The sequence below is a fragment of the Rhodococcus sovatensis genome (assembly GCF_037327425.1).
Classification (GTDB): Bacteria; Actinomycetota; Actinomycetes; order Mycobacteriales; family Mycobacteriaceae; genus Rhodococcoides; species Rhodococcoides sovatense.
Map to the genome: position 1 here is coordinate 4,003,882 of NZ_CP147846.1, position 16,199 is coordinate 4,020,080.

Sequence of the window (16,199 nt, forward strand, 5' to 3'; positions counted from 1 at the left end):
CCCAGTGGCGCGGTTAAGTGCACTCCATGACACTTAACCGCGCCACTGGCGGCGGAGCCGCCCCGTGCCTTCGGCGGCGGAGCCGCCAGTGGCGAACAAGAGCTAGTGTTGGACCGGGCACTTACCGGTGTAGTCGACCTGGAACTCCTTGACCCCGTTGAGCCAACCCGATCGCAGCCGACGCGGATCGCCGAGCCTGGAGATATCGGGTATGTGGTCGGCGATCGCATTGAACATCAAATTGATCTCCATGCGAGCAAGATTCGCACCGATGCAGTAGTGCGCACCGTGACCGCCGAATCCTACGTGCGGGTTGGGGTTTCGCAGGATATCGAACTTGTACGGATCCTCGAATACTTCGTCGTCGAAGTTGGCAGAGCTGTAGAACATCGCCACTCGCTGACCGGCCTGGATCGTCGTACCCCCGAGGTCGAAGTCCTCCTTGGCCGTCCGCTGAAAAGCGACGATCGGAGTTGCGTACCGCACGATCTCGTCGGCGGTGGTGTCCGGACGCTCCTTCTTGTACAGCTCCCACTGCTCCGGATTGTCCATGAAGGCGGCCATCCCGTGAGTGATCGCGTTGCGGGTCGTCTCGTTGCCGGCCACCGCCAGGATGATGACGAAGAACCCGAATTCCTCCGGGGCCATGTGGTCACCGTCGATATCGGCGTTGATGAGGGTGGTGATGATGTCGTCTTTCGGGCACTTACGTCGCTCGTCGGCCATCTGATAGGCGTAGCCAAGGATTTGGGTGGACGCCTCGACCGGGTCGATGTCGAATTCCGGGTCGTCGTAGGACGTCATCTCGTTGGACCAGTCGAAGATCTTCTGTCGATCTTCCTGGGGAATGCCGATCAGGTCTGCGATCGCCTGCAGCGGCAGCTCCGATGCGATCTCGGTGACGAAGTCACCCGTGGCGTTCTTCGCGGCATTCTTCACGATCTCGTTCGCACGCCGCTCCAACTCCTCGCGCAAGCCGTTGATCGCCTTGGGAGTGAAGCCCTTGGACACCAGCTTTCGCGTCTTCGTGTGCTGCGGCGCATCCTGATTGAGCATCACGAAGCGTTGAAGCTCGACCTGTTCGCGGGTGATGTCGTCGTTGAACCGTGGCAGCGCGGTGTTCTCAAAGCTCGAGAACACGTCGCTGCGCTTGGAGATCTCCTTGATGTCGGCGTGCTTGGTGACCACCCAGTATCCGTCGTCGTCGAAGCCGCCGACAGTCGGTGGTTGCGGACACCACCAGATCGGTGCCGTCTTACGGAGCTCCGCGAACTCTTCGACCGGTATCCGTTGTTCGTAGATGCCCGGATCAGTGGGGTCGAAGCCCTCGGGCAGATCGGGACGCGCAACGTCCTGGTGTACATCTGTCACTGGGTTCTCCTGACAGTCTTTTCGGTCACTCCGCAAGCCGGACCAGGCTAGGGGCGAACAGTTGTGGAACACGTTCTAGATTCATTCAAGCACAACCCCGCCTCACTGGGAAGGCAATCACTTGCCATCTTTCGAGAACATGTTCTACTTTCATGGTGACTAGAAAGGAGCCCACCGTGGGCAATCCCGTCATCGTCGAAGCAGTGCGCACTCCCATCGGCAAGCGAGGAGGCTGGTTGTCCGGACTCCATGCCGCCGAGTTACTGGGTGTCGTCCAACGTGGCGCAATCGATCGGCTCGGGATCGCCGCCGAGGATGTCGAGCAGGTAATCGGCGGGTGCGTCACCCAGGCGGGCGAACAATCCAACAACATCACCCGGACAGCCTGGCTTCACGCGGGTCTACCGTGGCAAAGCGGATGTATGACGGTCGACGCCCAGTGCGGCTCGGCGCAGCAGGCCAATCACCTTGTGGCCGGCCTCATCTCCATCGGCGCGATCGACGCCGGCATGGCCTGCGGAGTCGAGGCGATGAGTCGTGTGCCGTTGGGCGCCAACGTCGGCGAGAACGCAGGTCCACGACGCCCCGACTCGTGGGACATCGACCTCCCGAATCAGTTCGAAGCGGCCGAACGCATTGCCCGACGCCGCGGCCTGAGCCGCGCGGACCTGGAGTCCCTCGGAGTCAGATCGCAAGCGTTCGCGAAACGGGCGTGGGACGAGGGCCGGTTCGACCGCGAGGTAATTCCAACCCGGGTAGGCGACGAGGTCGTCACACGGGATCAAGGACTCCGCGATACCACCGCCGAATCGCTGGCGCGATTGAAGCCCGTCATGGAGGACGGTCTCCACACCGCCGGAACATCCTCGCAGATATCCGACGGCGCCGCCGCCGTGATTTTGATGGACGAGGACCGCGCCCGAGCGCTGGGATACATCCCGCGAGCTCGGATCGTCTCGCAGTGCTTGGTCGGCGCCGAACCCGAGTTCCATCTGGACGGTCCGGTACAGGCAACAACTCGCGTATTGGAGCAGAGCGGCATGAAGATCGGGGACCTCGATCTCTTCGAAGTGAACGAAGCGTTCGCATCGGTTCCGCTGTCCTGGGCGTCGGTACACAAGCCCGATATGGACAAGGTCAACGTCAATGGTGGCGCACTCGCGATCGGGCATCCCGTCGGCAGTACCGGGTCGAGATTGATCACCTCTGCTCTATACGAGCTCGAACGGCGCGACGCCTCGACCGCGTTGATCACGATGTGTGCGGGTGGCGCGCTGTCCACCGGCACGATCATCGAGCGAATCTAGGCGTCGCCGACCACTATGTCGGTCTCGTCGGGGATCAAGCGTGGTTCCCAGGTGTCGGTGACGAGGAAGCCGTCGGGAGTGAAGATCGCATCAGGATCCGGGTCGACAAGCACGGGAAACGAAGTTTCGACGCATACGTCGATGTTCTGAACGAGTCTCCCCTGCTCGCAGGTATATCGCGTCCCGACACGAGCGGACCGCGAGTCGAGCGCCCACGTTGCGCCGATGAAGATTCGGGGCACCCCGTGGTCGTCGACCATCGAGACCGATCCATCGCGTTCGACTCGGACACTCCATCCGGCCGGGAGTTCGGTGTCGAATTCGAATCTGCTCGGCGCCGAGGCGTCGAGCATGTTGATCATCAGGAGCGCACCTTGCTCGGCGCTGCGCCACGGCACGATGACCTCGAAGTGGTCACCGGGGTAGAACATCGATCCGAAGGGGCCGGGCACGCCGCGACCGAGTTGCTGCGCACAACTCAGCCGCAGTCGGACTGACGGTTCATCGTCTACCAGCCCGGCAACCTCGTCCGACAGTTCGATCCACTCGGTCGGAAGCATCGGTTCGCGTTCGTCGCACGGCGCGTAGGACAGAACTGCCCGCACTAGGGGGGACACGACCTCGATCCCACCACCACCGGTTTCGAACGTTCGACGGCGATTGTCGTTCATGAGCACCCCCGCATCCCATTTCGCCACACCACAGAAAGCCATTCATCGACAGCCACTCGCCGAAAGCCTCTGTCGGGACAGCCGCTTTTCACCCACCAGTAGACCGGAAGGGCTAACTTTCAGCAACCGCACAGAAGGACCGAATCTGCTCGACGCCCTGCGTGTCGGTCGGGCGAATGACGCGTCGAGCCCGAAAACAGGCCGACCGGTCGACCTACTCGCGGATGCGGGAGCACAAACGGCCCGCGTGGCCCCCTTGGCGGGTCGAACCAACCGGCCACCGCCGAATATGGTTACCTACTCGTTATCATTCCCGGGTCAACATGAGTACGGCTCGGGTGGACCGAGAAGGGTGCCAGTAGATCCCGATGCCTGCAGACTTCGCCTCGCGGCTGAACACGCTGTTCGACAAGGTGCACCCACCCGGCCGCAAGCCCCATACCAACGCCGAGGTAGCCGAGGCTTTGGCCGAGGGCGGATACCAGATTTCGAAACCGTACATTTCGCAGCTGCGCTCCGGGCAGAGGACGAACCCGTCGGAGGAGACCGTCGCGGCACTCGCGCGATTCTTCAAGGTCAAGCCCGACTACTTTTTCGACGACATCTACGCCGCGCAGATCGAGACGGATCTCGAACTCGTGACTCAGCTGCAAGGCTACGGCCTTCGGCGGCTGTCGACTCGCGCGTTCGATCTGTCCGAGGAATCGCAGAATCTTCTCAGTTCGATGGCCGAAAAACTACGCGCAAGCGAAGGATTGCCGGAGGTCCCCCCCGACAGCACTAGGTGAGTTCTGGCGCCATCGCGCAATAGCCACGCGATAGCCCACGGCCTTTGAACTCCGCCGCCGGTCACGGGTCGACTACCTTTTAGTCGGATCGAAAGCGACAGCGGTCGGTGTTTGGCACAGTGTCGCGGGAGACACCGAACACGAGCAGGGGGAGAACGAGAAAATGGATTCGCCGCGGTGATCTTGATCCTGTCGGCCGGCGGTGTCGCATTTTTAGTGTCCATTCTCCTGACGCCGCTCCTGATCAAGCAGTTTTCACAGCAGGGACTTGGCCAAGAAATTCGGCTGGAAGGTCCTGCGAGCCATCAGTCGAAGCGCGGAACTCCGACAATGGGCGGCATCGCCATCCTCGCCGCGCTGTGGCTCGGCTATGGCGGCGCTCACGTGCTCGGTATCCGCTACGACGTCGACGGCCCCTCGGCGTCGGCGCTTCTGGTGCTCGGACTGACAACCGCCCTCGGTCTCGTCGGGTTTGCGGACGATTACGTCAAACTGACGAAGAACCGAAGCCTGGGCCTCACCGCCAAGGCGAAGTACGCCGGACAGATAACTGCAGCAGTCGTTTTCGCGGTCCTAGTGCTGCGGTTTCCGAACAATGGTGGTGTCACACCTGGAAGCAGGCATCTGTCGTACGTGCGAGACTTGGCGATCGCGTACATGCCGACACTCGTTTTCGTGGGATTCTGCTGCATCCTGATCGTGTCGTGGTCCAACGCCGTCAACCTCACCGACGGCCTCGACGGCCTCGCTGCCGGTTCGATGTCCCTCGCGCTGGGCGCCTACACCGTCATCACCTTCTGGCAGTATCGGCAATCCTGTTCGGCAGACCCACGACTGGGTTGCTACGACGTCCGCGATCCATTCGATCTTGCTCTGGTGTGCGCGTCGGCGGCCGGAGCCTGTATCGGATTTTTGTGGTGGAACGCCGCGCCGGCGAAAATATTCATGGGTGACACCGGTTCACTCGCGCTGGGCGGCTTGCTCGCAGGATTGTCACTCGTCACCAAGACCGAGCTGCTCGCGGTGGTGATCGGCGCTCTGTTCGTCGCCGAGATTTCCTCGGTGGTCATTCAGGTTGCGGTATTCAGGACCAACGGAGTTCGCGTGTTTCGAATGGCGCCCATCCATCACCACTTCGAATTGGCGAGCTGGCCCGAGACCACCGTCATCATCCGACTGTGGCTGCTTGCAGCCATCGCATCGGCACTCGGCATGGCCCTGTTCTACAGCGAGTACCTCGCCGCGGTGGGCTGACTGTCAGGGTGTTGCTTTCGCTGCGATCCGCGCCTGAACTTCCGGTCTGCGGAGCGGCGGAACCGTCGGCGGAGGCTGCCTGCGCTCCGGGAGTGCGTCCAGCAATCGATGGGTCGTCGCGGTCACTTCGGCGACGGCGATCTCGAAGGCATCACGAGTCGCGTCGGATGTCTTCTGAACACCGCTGATCTTGCGCACGTATTGCCTCGCGGCGGCTTCGATCTCCTCGTCTGTGGCGTGCGGTTCGAGCCCGCGCAGGGTGGTGATGTTTCGGCACATGCCGCCACGATAGTCCCTCCCTCACGTCTCGAGCAGCCCCTCGAGCGCACGAAGACACAGGTCTCTGACGTCGGCCTCCGTGATCGACTTACGATCCAACCAATCCATGCACACCGCCCGAACGAACGAGACCCACCCACGAAGCGCCGTCTTGGTGATTTCGTCCTCGCGCACTCCGGCAGGCAACGCGGCCAGAATGCGTTCTTGCTGCACTTCGAGCTCTGCAGTCAAGATCGCCTGAATTTCCGCGTCACCCAGCATCGCTCCCCGATTGATCGCCCGCACTCCGTGTTCGTGTTCGACCGTGTATCGGATGTAGGCGTCGAGACCCGCGGCGACCTGTTCAGTGACCGGCAGTGACGTGTCGGGTGCCGTGATGTCGAGAATCCGCGCGGACTCCACCTTCATGATCTCCGCGAAGAAATCGCGTTTCGACGCGAAGTAGTGGTACATCAACCCGCGGGAGACTCCCGCGAGGTCGGCGACCTCCTCGATCCAGACGTCCTCGTACGGCCTGTCGGCGAACAGGCGAGAACCGATGTCGAGGAGCTGAGTCCTTCGCGCGTCCGGCGACAAGCGTTTTCGGGGGCTGGTCATATCCCGGCCAATGCTACTTGACATGGATTCAGTAGCGAGTACGTTCGTTGTTGAATTGGCGTTCAGTAACGAACGAAGAGGTTGACATGGTCACCGACGTCGCTCCCCGGACCTCGGCACTGCCGCATCCCCCGAGACGGTTGCCGTTTCTCGGCGATGTCGTAGGGGTGCACGCGTCGACACCCGTCCAGGATTCGATTGCCCTGTCCAGAGAGCTGGGCCCGATCTTCGAACGCGTCGTCCTGGGGCGTCGGTACGTCCTGGTGTCGGGCGCCGACCTGGCCGGCGAACTGTGTGACGAAGACAGGTTCGTCAAACACATTTCCCCCGCGATCGAGGGCCTCCGGTCCATCGGCGGAGACGGCCTGTTCACTGCCCACTCGTACGAGCCGAACTGGCACAAGGCACACGATCTGCTGCGCCCCGCATTTGCCCAGAGCGCCATGCGTAGCTACCACCAAATCATGGTTGACGTCGCATCCGACCTCGTCGCGCACTGGAGAGCACACAGCACCGTCGACGTGTCTTCCGATATGACCAAACTGACTCTCGATACGATCGGTCGAACCGGGTTCAGCTACTCCTTCGACTCGTTCACCCGGGACACCCCACACCCCTTCGTCGACGCCATGGTCGGGGTCCTCTCGCACAACCAACGTCGCGAGATCATCCCGATACCGTGGCTCGCGAACATTGTGTTCCGCAAGGCAGACCGCACGAACGCGGAGAATCAGCGCTACCTCGCAGAGGTTCTCGACGACATCGTGAGAACCCGCCGCGACTCCGCCTCGCCGGCCGCCACCGGCACCTCCGATCTGCTCGACATCATGCTCGATGCCGCCCGTGATTCCACGAATCCGAATGCGCTGAGCGAGATCAACATTCGGCACCAGATTCTGACCTTTCTCATTGCCGGCCACGAGACGACCTCGGGGGCGCTGTCCTTCGCTCTCTACTACCTCGCGCAGAATCCGCATATCCTCGACGCCGCCCGTGCAGAGGTCGACGAGGTATGGGGTTCCGACACACCTACCTTCGAAAAGGTTCCCAAGCTCAGACTCGTCCGACGCATCCTCGACGAGACGCTGCGCCTGTGGCCGACCGCGCCCGCATTCGCACGCGAGGCGCGGGAGGACACCGTGATCGGCGGATTCCACGAGATGAAGAAGGGTGACTGGGCGTTCGTGCTCATTCCCGGACTGCACCGCGATCCGGTGTGGGGCGAGGACCCGGAGAAATTCGACCCCGACCGTTTCCTGTCGGCAGCCGTCCGAGCCCGTCCCGGGCATGTCTACAAGCCGTGGGGAACAGGCGAACGAGCGTGCATCGGAAGACAATTCGCCATTCACGAAGCCGTCTTGGTGATCGGGACGATCTTGCAACAGTTCGAGTTTTCCGCTGACCCGTCGTACCGACTGCAGATCGAGGAACGGCTGACACTGATGCCGAAGAACTTCGAACTGTCCGTCTCAGTCCGGAAGTAGCGGTACCGAAAGGCCCGAATCACGGCCCAGCAGAACACCTCTCGTCAGCGACTTCTTTCCGAACTTGCTGTGTACGCCGTCGAGCGCAAGGTCGAGCGCTGACGCACTCGGCGCATCCTGTCGCTGCTCGAATTGCAGCTCGAGCTGCTCGGCCCCGCTTCGCTCGATGTTGGCGACGGTCACACCTACGAGGGTGATGCCCTGATCTGCGATCAACGACGCAACGTCACGAAGCAACGTCAGCGCTGCATCGAGGACATCCTGCGTGTCCGCCGTGGCTCGGTTCAGGGTGTGCGAACGAGTGATCGTCGTGAAATCAGCGAATCGGACCCTGAGCACGACGGTCCTGCCCGTCCGGTCGGCCGCCCGCATGCGCTGGGTGACACGATCGACCAGCGCAATGAGCGACACCTCGACATCTTTCGGCGACGTCGGACCTCGTCCGAGCGCATGCTGGGCACCGATGGAACTGCGGCCGCGGTAGGTCTGCACCCGTCGGGGATCCCGATTGTTCGCGAGCGAGTACAGATGGTGGCCTGCGCCTTTTCCGAGGATCGACACGATCGATGCCTCGGACTGTGCAGCGATGTCGCCGACTGTGACGATGTCGAACGCATGCAGCCTCTCGGCGGTGACCTTGCCGACACCCCAGAGCCGCTCGATCTTCAGAGGGTGCAGGAATTCGAGTTCACGGCCAGGTTCGACGAGCAGCAGCCCATCCGGTTTGCCGACGGCACTGGCCACCTTGGCGAGGAACTTGGTGCTGGCAATTCCCACAGTAATGGGGAGCCCGACACGATCCTTGACTTCTCGGCGCAGTCGCCGAGCAATCTGGACGGGGGTACCCCGGATCTTGTGCAGGCCGGTGACGTCGAGAAATGCCTCGTCGACGGAGATGACCTCCACGAGCGGGGTGGTGTCATGGAAGATCTCGAAGACAGCCTTACTGGCTTCGATATAGGCGTCCATCCGCGGCGGGACGACGATCGCATGTCGACACAACGCTCTGGCTTGGGATCCGCTCATCGGAGTGCGGACTCCGAACGCCTTGGCCTCGTAGCTGGCTGCAAGCACGACTCCGCCGCCGACGAGCACGGGTTTCCCTCGTAGCCGTGGGTCATCCCGCTGCTCGACCGACGCGTAGAACGAGTCCAGGTCGGCATGCATGATCACCGGTCGATGCTCCCACGCGGGTACGACACCTTCAGCCGACATGTCCGCAGACTCCACTCCCGGCCCGCGGAAACCTCACCCCAAACTAGAACATGTTCCTATTATGGACTGCAGACCCTACGAGAGGCAGCAATGACCGAATTCGAAGGAAAGTCGATCCTCGTGACAGGAGGGGGAAGCGGCATCGGGCTCGGCATCGCCACCGCGCTCGCCGACGCAGGCGCGACCGTCACCATCGTCGGTCGTACCAAGAGCAAGCTCGAGAACGCGGCCGAAGCCACATCGTTGCGAACCTTCCCTGCCGACGTCACCGACGAGGATGCCGTCGTCGATGCTGTCGCTTTCGCGACCTCGCACACAGGCAGGCTCGACGGCGTTGTCGCCTGCGCAGGCGGCAACGAAACGATTGCACCTGTGACACAGATCGATGCGGCGGCGTGGCGCCGCACCGTCGAGTTGAACGTGACCGGAACGATGTTGACGCTCAAGCATTCTGCTCGCGAACTCGTGCGCGGCGGTGGCGGATCGTTCGTGGCGATATCGTCCATCGCCAGCAACAACACCCATCGATGGTTCGGGGCATACGGGGTGTCGAAATCCGGCGTCGACCATCTCGTGAAACTCGCCGCGGACGAACTCGGGGCGAGCAACGTCCGTGTCAACGGCATCAGACCAGGTCTGACTCGAACGGATCTCGTCGCGTTGATCACCGACGGCGGACCGATCCTCGACGACTACCTGCAGTGCACGCCGTTGAATCGCGTCGGCGAGGTATCGGACATCGCCGCACTCGCGATATTCCTGCTCGGCGAGGCATCCTCGTGGATCACCGGCCAGATCATCAACGTCGACGGCGGCCAGAGCCTGCGCCGCGGACCCGATTACACGTCGATGCTCGAGCAAGTCTTCGGCGCCGACGGCCTCAGAGGTGTGACGGCGTGACCTCGCATACCGTGCTCGGACAGCGCATCGAGATGCCGGTGCACGTCCGCAGCGCCAGGTCCGCGATGGCGTTGTTCTCCGTCGATGCAGCACGCGCACAACGATCTATCGACTACGCGGGACTGAAGATCCGCACGTTCCGGCCTGGGCGGGGGCTGTGCGCGCTCATCTTCGTGCGCTACGAGGACGGAGATCTCGGGCCGTACAACGAATTCGGCGTCATTTTCCCCACTTCGACGGGGGTACTCATCCATCGTCTGCCCGTCGACGGCGACTTCACGATGGCGGCGGGCCGACAGATCTGGGGATTTCCGAAGGAACTGGCGGACTTCGACGCCTCGTACGGTTCGACTTTCGACGGCCGACTGAGTCAGGACGGTCGGGAGATTCTCCGACTCGAGCTGGGTGCGGGTCTGCCCGCCCCCGGCCGCGCATTCGCTCGGCCGCTCGATGCCTACTCGTGTCTCGACGGCGTCACCCGAAGCACGAGCTGGACGATGACACCCGGAACAGTCAGGACGAGGCCGGGCGGCGCTCGACTCACCCTGGGCGAGGGTCCGCTCGCTTCCGAGCTACGTCAGCTGGACATCTCGCGACACGCACTGCTGACGACGCATATGCCCTCTCTACGTATGGAATTCGGGGACGCCGTCAGGATCCGATGACCGGACGGTCGATCCGCTGAACGTAGTGCAACGGCGGGTCGATCGGATTGTCGGCCGCCAATTGCGCCTCGCCGACGCGTCGAAAACCTGCCCTCTCCAACGCCCTCCACGACGCACGGTTGCCGGCAACTACCGGAACGATGATCGTGTTCGACGCCGGATACGCATTCCATGTGTCCTCGACGAGCGCCGCAATCAGGCGGGTTCCGCGACCCTTGTGCGTTTGAGCGACGTCCCCGATGAGGTAGTCGATCGTCGTTGCCTCGTCGGGCATCTCGACGAACTGTGCAATGGCGTCGAGCTCCTCCGGGTAGTCGCTCCACCTACACCGTTGCACGTGCGCGAACGGTACATCGTCCTCGAATGCCAGAAGGTCCTCGGCGGGTTCCTCGCCGCGCGCGACCGGCCCGAAGTCTCGTTCGACCGCCTCCGCGGTGAATTCCTGATTCCACCAGCGCGCGACGTGGGGTTGTGACAGCCACTCAGCGATCAGCGGGAAGTCCGCTTCGACGACACGACGAAAAGTGATCACGAAGGATCACGGTAGTCCCATCACAGCCAAGTATCCGAGGAAGCGGCCGTCAGAAACGCCTCCAGATCGTTGCGCCACGGCGCCGGAACAGTCTTGTCCGGCTCGATGCCGGAGTACTGACCTCGGTAGAACAACAACGGGCGTTCGCCGCGGACTTCACCGAGGGAATGGACGCGTCCGACGACGATGAAGTGGTCACCGCCATCGTGAACAGTCTCGACCGTGCAATCGACGTGCGCCAGCGATCCGGACAGAATCGGCGAGCCCAGTTCCGACGGACTCCAGTGCACGCCGGCGAACTTGTCCGGCTCCCGCGAGCCGAACCTGGCGCACGTGTCCTGCTGGTCTTCACCGAGCACGTTGACGGCGAAGCGTCCCGACTTCTCGATTGCCGACCACGACCTCGAACCCTTTGTCGGACAGAACAGTACGAGCGGTGGTTCCAACGAGAGCGCCGCGAAGGACTGGCAGGCGAACCCGACAGGATCATCGCCGTCGACAGTGGTGACGATAGTGATCCCGGTACAGAACTGGCCGAGCGTGGTCCGGAACGTGCGGGGATCGAACGTCATTACTTCATCCCGACCGAGAAGTCGTGTCCCCACAGGCTCACGGCTGTACTTTCGCGCGCGACCCAGGCATCGTCCTCGACTTGCCGTCCTTCACAGCCGAACTCGATGTCGAATCCACCAGGCGTCTTCATATAGAACGAGAGCATCAGATCGTTGACGTGGCGGCCGAGTGTCGCCGACATCGGTACCTTCTTCCGCAGCGCGCGATCCAACGCCAAGCCCACGTCGTCGGAATTCTCCACCTCGATCATCAGGTGGACGATTCCGCTGGGAGTCGGCATCGGCAGGAATGCCAGACTATGGTGCCGCGGGTTGCATCCGAAGAACCGCAACCACGCAGGCGGGCCGTCTGCTGGCCTGCCCATCATCTGAGGTGGCAGACGCATCGAGTCACGCAGGCGGAATCCCAGGACATCCCGGTAGAACCGCAGTGAGACTTCGTCGTCGTCCGTCGACAGCACCACGTGTCCCAGACCCTGCTCGCCCGTCACGAACCTGTGTCCGTACGGACTCACAAGTCGCCGATGCTCCAGCGCCGCACCGTGGAACGCCTCGAGCGTGTTGCCCGACGGATCCTCGAACACGATCAGCTCGTCGACGCGGCGATCCTGGACCTGCTCCGCCGTTCCCTCCTTGTACGGAACTCCCGCTGCGTCCAGGGAATCTCGAATGGACTGCAGCTCGGCGGCATTCGCAGTCTCCCATCCGGATACGAGCAGGCGATCCTTCTCCCCCGGCACGATGACGAGACGAGCCGGAAAGTCGTCCATCCTCAGGTACAGGGCACCTGGTACGACGCCCTTACCCTCGACCATGCCGAGCACCTTGAGGCCGTACTGCCGCCAGGCGTCCATGTCGGTGGCCTCGATGCGCATGTAGGCCAGTGAACGGATTCCCATTCCTGTCAGCTCCCCTCGGTCAAGAATGCGGTGGTCAAGCGATTGAACTCGTCTGCCATCTCGACCTGAGCCCAGTGCCCGCACCGTCCGAACACGTGAAGTTGCGCCCGCGGAATGGTCTTCAACGCGACGAGCGCTCCGTCGATCGGATTCACCCTGTCCTCGCGCCCCCAGATCAGCAACACACGTTGCCGAAGCTTGTACGCCTCACGCCACAACATGCCCTTTTCGTAGTCGGCGCCACCGAACGACTTTCCCATCGCCTTCATCGCGGCGAGAGACTCCGGCGTCGACGCCTGTTCGTAGCGTTGTTGCAGCAATTCCTCGGTGATCAGCGACTGGTCGTAGACCATCACCTTCAGAAATGCCTCGAGCTTCTCCTTCGACGGCCCGGGTGGTGCAGAGAAGTTGCCGAGATTCTTGACGCCCTCGGTGGGATCGGGTGCAAACAGATTGATGCTCAACCCTCCGGGACCCATGAGCACCAATCTGCCCGCTCGCTCGGGATAGTCGAGTGCGAACCGGACCGCCGTTCCTCCGCCGAGCGAATTCCCCAGCAGGTGAACACGATCGATTTTCAGATGGGCAAGCAGATCCTTCAGAGCCGAACTGCTGTGCACGAAGTACTGCGGATGCTCGGTCGGCTTGTCGGACCGCCCGAATCCTGGTTGGTCGACACACAGCACGTGAAAGTGTTGCGCGAGAACTGGAATGTTGGCGGCAAAGTTGGACCAGCCCGATGCTCCAGGCCCACCACCGTGCAGCAGCACTATCGTGGTGTCGTTTCCAACGCCGGCTTCGTGGTAGTGCAAGGTCAGATCGTCGCGCACCTGGGCAAACTTCGACGTCGACTCGTAGGTGATCGATTCGGCTACCGCGGTCATACCATCGTGTCCTTCAACGGGAGCCCGAATTCGCCTCCGCCGAACATCTGATACGCACGTTCGGGATCGTTCGCGGCGTGTACGCGGCCGGCGTGAGCGTCACGCCAGAATCGTTGCAGCGGAGCATCGTTCTGCAGCGCAGATGCGCCCGCACTCTCGAAGAGCAGATCGATCGACGCGACGGACCTACCGGTGGCGCGCACCTGATCGCGTCGGGCACGCAGTCTCAGTTCGATGGGAACCTCGTTGCCGGATTTCAGCACCTCGTATTCGTCGGCGACATTTCCCGACAGCTGACGCCACGCCGCATCGATATCGCTACTGGCTTCGGCGATGCGCACTTTCGCGAACGGGTCGTCCTTGCCGGTCTCACCGACGAATGCTTTGCGGACGCGCTTGCCCTGATGCTCGACGTGCGCGGCGTAGGCGCCTTCCGCCATTCCGACGATCGGTGCCGAGATCGTCGTCGGATGTATTGTTCCCCAAGGCATCCGGTAGACCGGCGCAGTGTTGCGCCCGAGCCCCTCGGCAGTTCCGTCGTTCATCTTCTTGAAGCTCAGAACTCGGTGCGTCGGGACGAACTTGTCCTCGACCACAACGGTATTGCTGCCGGTGCCGCGAAGACCGACCACGTTCCAGACGTCGTCGATGCGGTAGTCCTCTCGTGGAACGAGGAACGTCACGAAGTCCACCGGTCGACCGTCCTTGATGACCGGCCCGCCGAGCATCGCCCAGGACGCATGGTCACAGCCGGAGGACCACTGCCATGCACCCGAGAGTCGATAACCACCGTCGACGACGGTTCCCGCGCCCATCGGCGCGTACGACGACGAGATTCTGACGTCGGTATCCTGACCCCAGACGTCCTCCTGCGCCTGTTGCGTGAACAAGGCCAGGTGCCAGTTGTGGACTCCGATGATCGACGAGACCCAGCCCGTCGATCCGCAGGCACTCGCTATCTTCTTGACCGCCGAGTAGAACAGCACAGGGTCTTCCTCGTATCCGCCCCACTGCGCGGGCTGCAACAGACGAAAAAACCCCGTCTCCTGCAAAGACTTGACCGTTTCGTCGGGAAGACGCCGCAGATCCTCGGTCTCCTGCGCGCGTTCGCGCAGCGCCGGCAGCAAGGCGTCCAGCCTCTCCATCACCTCGTGAGTCACTTTTGCCTACTCCTGCCTTCAGTGGGTTCCCGTCCCAGACTAGAACACGTTCCGGTTACTGTCGAGAAGACATTGCAACGCATTCACTAGCCATTTCATGGGTCATTCTATAACGTGTTCTAGTAGAACTATCGACCGGCAAGTTAGGGGTGCACATGGCAAGGATTCGCGAGATCGACGTCGGCGAGACACCGACTCGCTATGCACGCGGTTGGCATTGCCTCGGTCTGACCAAGACATTCATGGACGGCGCCCCACACGCTGTGCTTGCCTTCGGCACCAAGCTGGTCGTGTTCGCCGATTCGTCGGGCAAGATCGTCGTCCTCGACGGCTACTGCCGACACATGGGTGGAGATCTCACTCAGGGAACCGTCAAGGGCGACGAGATCGCATGCCCCTTCCACGACTGGCGGTGGGGAGCCAGTGGAAAGTGCACCGAGATTCCCTATGCCCGACGCGTCCCGCCTCTGGCCCGGACGCGTTCGTGGACGACGCTCGATCGGAACGGGCAGTTGTTCGTCTGGAACGACGCCGAGGGCAATCCGCCGCCCGAGGACGTGACCATTCCGCGCATCGACGGCGCCTACAGCGACGACTGGACCGACTGGACCTGGAACTCCATGGTCATCGAAGGCGCGAACTGCCGCGAAATCATCGACAACGTCGTCGACATGGCTCATTTCTTCTACATCCACTACGCGTTCCCGACCTACTTCAAGAATGTGTTCGAAGGTCACATCGCGTCGCAGTACTTGAACACCAAGGGCCGCCCGGACATCGGAATGGCGTCACAGTACGGCGGCGACACTCTCCTGATGTCCGAGGCGTCGTATTACGGTCCGTCGTACATGATCAATCCACTGACCAATATCTACGGCGGCTACGAAGTAAAGAGCGTTCTGATCAACTGCCACTACCCCATCGATCAGAACTCGTTCGTCCTGCAATGGGGAATCACCGTGCAGAAGCCCGAAGGTATCGACGACAAGACCGCGAGCAAACTGGCGGAGAAATTCACCGAAGGCATCAGCGTCGGTTTCCTTCAGGATGTGGAGATCTGGAAGAACAAGACCAAGATCGACAATCCCCTGCTGTGCGAGGAGGACGGACCGGTCTACCAATTGCGACGCTGGTACGACCAGTTCTACGTCGACGTCGCCGAGGTGAACGAGAAGATGACCGGGCGCTTCGAATTCGAGGTCGACACCACGAAAGCCAATGAGGCGTGGCAGCACGAAGTCGAAGAGAACCTCGCCAAGCAGGCGGCCGAGAAAGCCGACGCGTGAGGTGGGCGAAGGCACCTGATTTCGCGAACGATCCCTCTCGGATTCAAGAGATCCACGCGCAGACGGTCCTGGACAAGGAGAACTACCTCGACTCTCGACTCACCCCCGTCGAATGTCGTGCCTGCGGAACGTGCGTATTGGCGCGCAAGAACAGTCTCAAACAGACGTCGGTTCAGTGGACGTCACGACCGACCGAGTCGTGCCCGATCTTCCGAGAATCGGGCAGCTCGGCGACTCAGGACTCGTGTCCGCGGTTGCAGGACTCGATCGATCACGCCGTGATGGAGGGGATTCTGCCGGTCCCCGACTAGACGGTATGAGGATGCTCCCGAATT

18 protein-coding genes are annotated in these 16,199 nt (G+C 62.0%); 8 read left to right on the plus strand and 10 right to left on the minus strand.

Annotated elements, in window-relative coordinates; all coding sequences use genetic code 11:
• Nucleotides 1-102: 102 nt before the first annotated feature.
• Entirely contained in the window at nucleotides 103-1,371 is a 1,269-nt protein-coding gene (locus tag WDS16_RS18620) for a cytochrome P450 (RefSeq protein ID WP_338886675.1), read from the minus strand.
• A 176-nt stretch (nucleotides 1,372-1,547) separates the two neighbouring features.
• On the opposite strand from WDS16_RS18620, the gene WDS16_RS18625 reads away from it, so the two are divergent.
• The gene (locus WDS16_RS18625; protein WP_338886676.1) at nucleotides 1,548-2,678 is read left to right on the plus strand and encodes a steroid 3-ketoacyl-CoA thiolase; all 1,131 of its coding nucleotides are present in this window, start codon (nucleotides 1,548-1,550) and stop codon (nucleotides 2,676-2,678) included.
• On the opposite strand, the gene WDS16_RS18630 is transcribed toward WDS16_RS18625, so the two are convergent.
• Nucleotides 2,675-3,349: a hypothetical protein gene (locus WDS16_RS18630; RefSeq protein ID WP_338886678.1), complete on the minus strand. Its 675-nt coding sequence runs from the start codon at nucleotides 3,347-3,349 to the stop codon at nucleotides 2,675-2,677. The two genes, WDS16_RS18625 and WDS16_RS18630, sit on opposite strands and share 4 nt — an antisense overlap.
• Nucleotides 3,350-3,717: 368 nt before the next feature.
• Here WDS16_RS18630 and WDS16_RS18635 point away from each other — a divergent pair, with 368 nt between their 5' ends.
• Both WDS16_RS18635 and mraY read left to right on the plus strand, forming a co-directional pair.
• Nucleotides 3,718-4,137, plus strand: a complete 420-nt coding sequence (locus tag WDS16_RS18635; RefSeq protein WP_338886680.1) for a helix-turn-helix domain-containing protein — start codon at nucleotides 3,718-3,720, stop codon at nucleotides 4,135-4,137.
• Nucleotides 4,138-4,314: 177 nt separating this feature from the next.
• Nucleotides 4,315-5,391 carry a phospho-N-acetylmuramoyl-pentapeptide-transferase gene (mraY, locus tag WDS16_RS18640; protein ID WP_338886682.1) on the plus strand — a complete coding sequence of 359 codons (1,077 nt, stop codon included), beginning with the start codon at nucleotides 4,315-4,317 and terminating at the stop codon, nucleotides 5,389-5,391.
• A gap of 3 nt (nucleotides 5,392-5,394) precedes the next feature.
• On the opposite strand, the gene WDS16_RS18645 is transcribed toward mraY, so the two are convergent.
• Together WDS16_RS18645 and WDS16_RS18650 are read right to left on the minus strand one after the other, a co-directional pair.
• Nucleotides 5,395-5,670, minus strand: a complete 276-nt coding sequence (locus tag WDS16_RS18645) for a DUF2277 domain-containing protein (protein WP_338886684.1) — start codon at nucleotides 5,668-5,670, stop codon at nucleotides 5,395-5,397.
• 21 nt (nucleotides 5,671-5,691) lie between these two features.
• Nucleotides 5,692-6,267: a TetR/AcrR family transcriptional regulator gene (locus WDS16_RS18650; RefSeq protein WP_338886686.1), complete on the minus strand. Its 576-nt coding sequence runs from the start codon at nucleotides 6,265-6,267 to the stop codon at nucleotides 5,692-5,694.
• Nucleotides 6,268-6,353: 86 nt separating this feature from the next.
• Here WDS16_RS18650 and WDS16_RS18655 point away from each other — a divergent pair, with 86 nt between their 5' ends.
• A complete protein-coding gene (locus WDS16_RS18655) occupies nucleotides 6,354-7,751 on the plus strand; it encodes a cytochrome P450 (RefSeq protein ID WP_338886688.1) in 1,398 nt (465 codons plus the stop codon).
• Here the strand turns inward: WDS16_RS18655 and dinB are convergent.
• Complete coding sequence (dinB, locus tag WDS16_RS18660) at nucleotides 7,737-8,966, minus strand: DNA polymerase IV (protein WP_338886689.1); 1,230 nt, start codon at nucleotides 8,964-8,966, stop codon at nucleotides 7,737-7,739. The two genes, WDS16_RS18655 and dinB, sit on opposite strands and share 15 nt — an antisense overlap.
• Before the next feature lie 90 nt (nucleotides 8,967-9,056).
• Between dinB and WDS16_RS18665 the strand changes: the two genes are divergently transcribed.
• Nucleotides 9,057-9,866, plus strand: a complete 810-nt coding sequence (locus WDS16_RS18665) for an SDR family oxidoreductase (protein ID WP_338886690.1) — start codon at nucleotides 9,057-9,059, stop codon at nucleotides 9,864-9,866.
• A complete protein-coding gene (locus tag WDS16_RS18670; protein ID WP_338886691.1) occupies nucleotides 9,863-10,531 on the plus strand; it encodes an acetoacetate decarboxylase family protein in 669 nt (222 codons plus the stop codon). Before WDS16_RS18665 ends, WDS16_RS18670 begins: the two co-directional genes overlap by 4 nt.
• On the opposite strand, the gene WDS16_RS18675 is transcribed toward WDS16_RS18670, so the two are convergent.
• The 5 genes from WDS16_RS18675 to hsaA are packed head-to-tail and all read right to left on the minus strand — an operon-like array spanning nucleotide 10,518 to nucleotide 14,563.
• The gene (locus WDS16_RS18675; protein ID WP_338886693.1) at nucleotides 10,518-11,063 is read right to left on the minus strand and encodes a GNAT family N-acetyltransferase; all 546 of its coding nucleotides are present in this window, start codon (nucleotides 11,061-11,063) and stop codon (nucleotides 10,518-10,520) included. The two genes, WDS16_RS18670 and WDS16_RS18675, sit on opposite strands and share 14 nt — an antisense overlap.
• Nucleotides 11,064-11,083: 20 nt before the next feature.
• The gene (gene hsaB, locus WDS16_RS18680) at nucleotides 11,084-11,635 is read right to left on the minus strand and encodes a 3-hydroxy-9,10-secoandrosta-1,3,5(10)-triene-9,17-dione monooxygenase reductase subunit (protein WP_338886694.1); all 552 of its coding nucleotides are present in this window, start codon (nucleotides 11,633-11,635) and stop codon (nucleotides 11,084-11,086) included.
• Nucleotides 11,635-12,534 carry an iron-dependent extradiol dioxygenase HsaC gene (gene hsaC / locus WDS16_RS18685; protein ID WP_338886695.1) on the minus strand — a complete coding sequence of 300 codons (900 nt, stop codon included), beginning with the start codon at nucleotides 12,532-12,534 and terminating at the stop codon, nucleotides 11,635-11,637. The genes hsaB and hsaC overlap by 1 nt, the downstream gene beginning before the upstream one ends.
• A 5-nt stretch (nucleotides 12,535-12,539) precedes the next feature.
• Complete coding sequence (gene hsaD / locus WDS16_RS18690; protein ID WP_338886696.1) at nucleotides 12,540-13,418, minus strand: 4,5:9,10-diseco-3-hydroxy-5,9,17-trioxoandrosta-1(10),2-diene-4-oate hydrolase; 879 nt, start codon at nucleotides 13,416-13,418, stop codon at nucleotides 12,540-12,542.
• Nucleotides 13,415-14,563: a 3-hydroxy-9,10-secoandrosta-1,3,5(10)-triene-9,17-dione monooxygenase oxygenase subunit gene (gene hsaA / locus WDS16_RS18695; RefSeq protein ID WP_338893531.1), complete on the minus strand. Its 1,149-nt coding sequence runs from the start codon at nucleotides 14,561-14,563 to the stop codon at nucleotides 13,415-13,417. The genes hsaD and hsaA overlap by 4 nt, the downstream gene beginning before the upstream one ends.
• 170 nt (nucleotides 14,564-14,733) lie before the next feature.
• Here hsaA and WDS16_RS18700 point away from each other — a divergent pair, with 170 nt between their 5' ends.
• Nucleotides 14,734-15,864 (plus strand): Rieske 2Fe-2S domain-containing protein, encoded by a 1,131-nt coding sequence (locus tag WDS16_RS18700; RefSeq protein ID WP_338886698.1) that lies wholly within the window; start codon nucleotides 14,734-14,736, stop codon nucleotides 15,862-15,864.
• Complete coding sequence (locus tag WDS16_RS18705) at nucleotides 15,861-16,175, plus strand: hypothetical protein (protein ID WP_338886699.1); 315 nt, start codon at nucleotides 15,861-15,863, stop codon at nucleotides 16,173-16,175. Before WDS16_RS18700 ends, WDS16_RS18705 begins: the two co-directional genes overlap by 4 nt.
• The last annotated feature ends 24 nt before the right edge of the window (nucleotides 16,176-16,199 follow it).

What these genes read in the sequence shown, in the direction of transcription:
- dinB (WP_338886689.1), bottom strand. Translation starts at nt 8,966, where the DNA reads ATGTCGGCTGAAGGTGTCGTACCCGCGTGGGAGCATCGACCGGTGATC.
- WDS16_RS18655 (WP_338886688.1), top strand. Translation starts at nt 6,354, where the DNA reads ATGGTCACCGACGTCGCTCCCCGGACCTCGGCACTGCCGCATCCCCCG.
- WDS16_RS18635 (WP_338886680.1), top strand. Translation starts at nt 3,718, where the DNA reads ATGCCTGCAGACTTCGCCTCGCGGCTGAACACGCTGTTCGACAAGGTG.
- WDS16_RS18665 (WP_338886690.1), top strand. Translation starts at nt 9,057, where the DNA reads ATGACCGAATTCGAAGGAAAGTCGATCCTCGTGACAGGAGGGGGAAGC.
- WDS16_RS18630 (WP_338886678.1), bottom strand. Translation starts at nt 3,349, where the DNA reads ATGAACGACAATCGCCGTCGAACGTTCGAAACCGGTGGTGGTGGGATC.
- hsaB (WP_338886694.1), bottom strand. Translation starts at nt 11,635, where the DNA reads ATGACGTTCGATCCCCGCACGTTCCGGACCACGCTCGGCCAGTTCTGT.
- WDS16_RS18650 (WP_338886686.1), bottom strand. Translation starts at nt 6,267, where the DNA reads ATGACCAGCCCCCGAAAACGCTTGTCGCCGGACGCGCGAAGGACTCAG.
- hsaC (WP_338886695.1), bottom strand. Translation starts at nt 12,534, where the DNA reads ATGGGAATCCGTTCACTGGCCTACATGCGCATCGAGGCCACCGACATG.
- hsaD (WP_338886696.1), bottom strand. Translation starts at nt 13,418, where the DNA reads ATGACCGCGGTAGCCGAATCGATCACCTACGAGTCGACGTCGAAGTTT.
- hsaA (WP_338893531.1), bottom strand. Translation starts at nt 14,563, where the DNA reads ATGGAGAGGCTGGACGCCTTGCTGCCGGCGCTGCGCGAACGCGCGCAG.
- WDS16_RS18645 (WP_338886684.1), bottom strand. Translation starts at nt 5,670, where the DNA reads ATGTGCCGAAACATCACCACCCTGCGCGGGCTCGAACCGCACGCCACA.
- WDS16_RS18700 (WP_338886698.1), top strand. Translation starts at nt 14,734, where the DNA reads ATGGCAAGGATTCGCGAGATCGACGTCGGCGAGACACCGACTCGCTAT.